The organism is Streptomyces alkaliphilus (genome assembly GCF_014141535.1).
Classification (GTDB): domain Bacteria; phylum Actinomycetota; class Actinomycetes; order Streptomycetales; family Streptomycetaceae; genus Streptomyces; species Streptomyces alkaliphilus.
On sequence record NZ_VKHT01000583.1, the window covers coordinates 1 to 3,319 of the forward strand.

Sequence of the window (3,319 nt, forward strand, 5' to 3'; positions counted from 1 at the left end):
GAACGGGCCGGGGGCCTCGTCGGGGGAGCCGGTGCCGTCGCTGCGCATGTCCCCGACCCTACGGGCCGGTGGGCGCCGCACCCGGTGCCGGGGGCACCGGCGCGGCGGGAGCGCGTTCGGCCCGGATCACCAGCACCAGTCCCAGCAGGATCACCGTCAGGGCGCCCCAGGTGAGCAGCGGTGGCCACTGGCCCAGCCACAGCGCCGCGATCACCGCGGCTCCCGGTGCCTCCAGGAGGATCGCCGTCGAGGTGACCGAGGGGCCCAGGCCGCGCACCACCCGGTTGAGCACCGAGTGGCCCAGGATCTGCGCGGTGAGGGTGAGCGCGACCAGCTTCAGCCAGGTCGTGGTGTCCCAGCCGGTCAGGGGAGTGCCGGCCGCCAGACAGGCGACCAGCAGCACCAGGGAGGTGGCGCCGTAGCAGACGAAGGTGTACCCGGTGGTGCCGGTGGTGCGCCGCACCTCGGCCCCGATCAGCATGTAGATCGCCGCCATGAATCCGCCGGCCAGGGCCAGGGCGTCCCCGGCCAGGGCACGGGCGGAGACGGTCAGGTCCACGCCGGTCAGCAGCAGCACACCGGCGAAGGCGACCGTCGAGCCCGCCCACACCGCGGCCGGTGGACGGCGTCCGCGCAACCGCAGCAGCAGTTGCACCCAGATCGGGGTGGTGGTGACCAGCGCCACCGAGGAGGCGACGGAGGTCATCCGCAGGCTCGGCAGCCACAGCGCGAAGTGGGCGGCGAGCGCGACGCCGCCGGCGAGGGTGAGCAGCAGGTTGCGTCGGCCCATGCCGGCGACCTCCGCCCGCAGACGCCGGCGCAGGAGCACCAGCGGGGTGAGGCCGGCCACGGCCATGGCGTTGCGCCAGAAGGCGATGGCGAGCGCGGGCGCGGCGGTGGCGGCGACGAGGGGGCCGGAGAGCGAGATGCCCGCCACGGCGACGATCAGCAGCAGCAGGTCCATCCGCGCCTGTGCCGGGTCCAGGGGACCCCGGGACGTGCCGGTGGGGGCGATGGCGTCACGGCCTGCGCGGCCGGCGCGGGTGCCGATGGATGGCACGGGCTGCTCCGGGAGGGGACGGTGGGGTGAACCACCTCAGGTTAATCCGCTTGGTGGATACACCGAGCCGGAGGTCGGCCGGGCCCCGCCCCTCAGACCGCCCGGGATTCCCGGGGACGCGCGCCCGCGGTGCCGGACCCGGAGCGGAAGAGCAGGGAGACCAGGACGACGCTGACCGTCAGCGACACCGCCAGGGTGGCGGCGCTGTGGCCCTGGCCCAGGATGCCCCGGCCCAGCGCCCAACCGATCAGGGCGGCGACCGGCCCGGTCGCCCACACCAGGCGGGGGAGCGGGAAGTCATCCGGCCGCCAACGGGTGGCGGACACGGCGACGAGCAGGCCGATCACCAGCGCGACCGGTGTTTCCCAGAGCATCGGAGGCATCCGCGGCACCCTCCCGTGCGGCCGGTTCGGACCGGGTGTGGATTCGGACCTCCCGGTACTACCCCGCGACGGGAGCACGGCAAACGGCGGCCGATGGGATTTCGTGACATTCCCTCGACCGCCGCGTGATCCGGGTGACCCCCGGTGCCCCGGGCGACCCCGGTGACCCCCGGGGCGGGGGACACCGGGCCCCGAACGCCTCAGATGGCGCCGAAGCCCACCTTGCGGACCGTCGGCTCACCGATCTCCACGTAGGCCAGACGGTCGGCCGGGACCAGCACCTTCCGGCCGCGTTCGTCCGTCAGGCTCAGCAGCCGCGACTCGCCCGCGAGGGCCTGCGCGACGATCTTCTCGACCTCGTCGGTCGACTGGTTGCTCTCCAGCGTGATCTCACGCGGCGTGTGCTGTACGCCGATCTTGATCTCCACGGCTTGGTCCCTCCGCATGATCCCTGATGGGGGCGCTGTGCCGCGCCGCCGTACAGGGGTCAGCGTAGCCGGGCGCGATCGTCCCTCCGGCGGAACGGCCGCACGCCCACAGCGAACACGCCGGGGAACGCCCGCCGGCACGCCCCGCGAACGCCCGCCCGGGAGGGGCGCGGCGGAACCCGTCGGACGCGGGCCCTGTGGGACCCGGCCGACGGACCGGTGCCCGGTCAGGACTGCGGCTGCATCGGGAAACCGGCGATGCCCCGCCAGGCGAGCGAGGCGGTCAGGCCCTTGGCGACATCGCGCGGCACCCGACGGCCGGAGGCCACCCAGTGCCGGGCGGTGACCTGGGCCATGCCGCACAGGCTGACCGCCAGCAGCTTGGACTGCTCCTCCGGCAGGTCGGTGTCCTCCGCGATGACCGCGCTGACCAGTTCGGCGCAGTCCATCGAGACCCGCTCCACCCGCTCCCGCACGGCCGGCTCGTTGGTCAGGTCCGACTCGAAGACCAGGCGGAAGGCGCCGCCCTCCTGCTCGACGTAGTCGAAATAGGCGTCCATGGTGGCCGCCACCCGCTGCTTGTTCTCCGTGGTGGAGGCCAGGGCCCGGCGCACGGCCTGGAGCAGCGCCTCGCAGTGCTGGTCCAACAGGGCGAGGTAGAGCTCCAGCTTGCCGGGGAAGTGCTGGTACAGCACCGGCTTGCTCACTCCCGCGCGATCCGCGATGTCGTCCATCGCCGCCGCGTGGTACCCCTGGGCGACGAAGACCTCCCGGGCGGCGCCCAGCAGCTGGTTCCGTCGGGCCACCCGCGGCAGGCGGGTACCGCGCGGGCGGGCCTCGGTCTGCTCCATGGCTGTCACGCCGCCTCCCGGTTGCTCGATGGCCGACGCGCGGTGCGTCGGAGCCGTCCCGACCGGATCGGTCCGGTCCGGCCAGCACATCGTACGTTCGGGTAACCCCGTCGTGCGTGCCCCCGGTCCCGACGTTCCGGTGGGTGGACGGCCGGCCCCGCCTCCCCGGGCGCCGGGGAGGCGGGGCCGCGGACGCCGGTCAGCGGTAGTCCTCGTCCTCCTGCGCCACCACCCGGGCCTGTTCCGCCAGGTCCGCCGGATTCACCTCGTCACCGGCCGCGACCAGGGGTTCGTCGCGCTCGGGAAAGAGCTCCGCGCGCTGCTCGAAGGCGTCCGCCAGGGGGGCCTCCACGTCCTCCGGGGGTGCCTTCGCGTCGGCACCCTCCAGTTCCTCGATGGTCTCCGGGTCGGTGGGGTCGATCGGCATGGCACTGCACCTCCGGTGACGTCGACGGGGGAGCCCGCCGGGGCGGTCCCCGCGTTCGTGGCGGTCACGGCCGCGATCCGCGCTCCCCGTGGCGATATCGGGCCGGCTCCGGGCCGGCGGATCCGCCGGGAGGGGGCCGGGCGGCCCCGCGCCTCCCCTGCCCCCTCGAC

Annotated in this window: 5 protein-coding genes; all 5 read right to left on the reverse strand. The window is 74.5% G+C overall.

Going from position 1 to position 3,319, the window contains the following annotated elements:
- Window positions 1-58: 58 nt before the first annotated feature.
- Complete coding sequence (locus FNQ90_RS17000) at window positions 59-1,060, reverse strand: DMT family transporter (protein ID WP_407699383.1); 1,002 nt, start codon at window positions 1,058-1,060, stop codon at window positions 59-61.
- A gap of 92 nt (window positions 1,061-1,152) precedes the next feature.
- Window positions 1,153-1,443, reverse strand: coding sequence for a hypothetical protein (locus FNQ90_RS17005; RefSeq protein ID WP_228471328.1), 291 nt, complete (start codon window positions 1,441-1,443; stop codon window positions 1,153-1,155).
- Window positions 1,444-1,643: 200 nt separating this feature from the next.
- A complete protein-coding gene (locus FNQ90_RS17010; RefSeq protein WP_182607166.1) occupies window positions 1,644-1,871 on the reverse strand; it encodes a DUF3107 domain-containing protein in 228 nt (75 codons plus the stop codon).
- 227 nt (window positions 1,872-2,098) lie between these two features.
- Window positions 2,099-2,731: a TetR/AcrR family transcriptional regulator gene (locus FNQ90_RS17015; protein WP_323380020.1), complete on the reverse strand. Its 633-nt coding sequence runs from the start codon at window positions 2,729-2,731 to the stop codon at window positions 2,099-2,101.
- Between the two features lie 190 nt (window positions 2,732-2,921).
- Window positions 2,922-3,149, reverse strand: coding sequence for a hypothetical protein (locus FNQ90_RS17020; RefSeq protein WP_182607167.1), 228 nt, complete (start codon window positions 3,147-3,149; stop codon window positions 2,922-2,924).
- Window positions 3,150-3,319 lie beyond the last annotated feature (170 nt).

Bases quoted from the DNA above. Each gene is read 5' to 3' on its own strand.
- FNQ90_RS17020 (WP_182607167.1), bottom strand. From the start codon at position 3,149: ATGCCGATCGACCCCACCGACCCGGAGACCATCGAGGAACTGGAGGGT.
- FNQ90_RS17005 (WP_228471328.1), bottom strand. From the start codon at position 1,443: ATGCCTCCGATGCTCTGGGAAACACCGGTCGCGCTGGTGATCGGCCTG.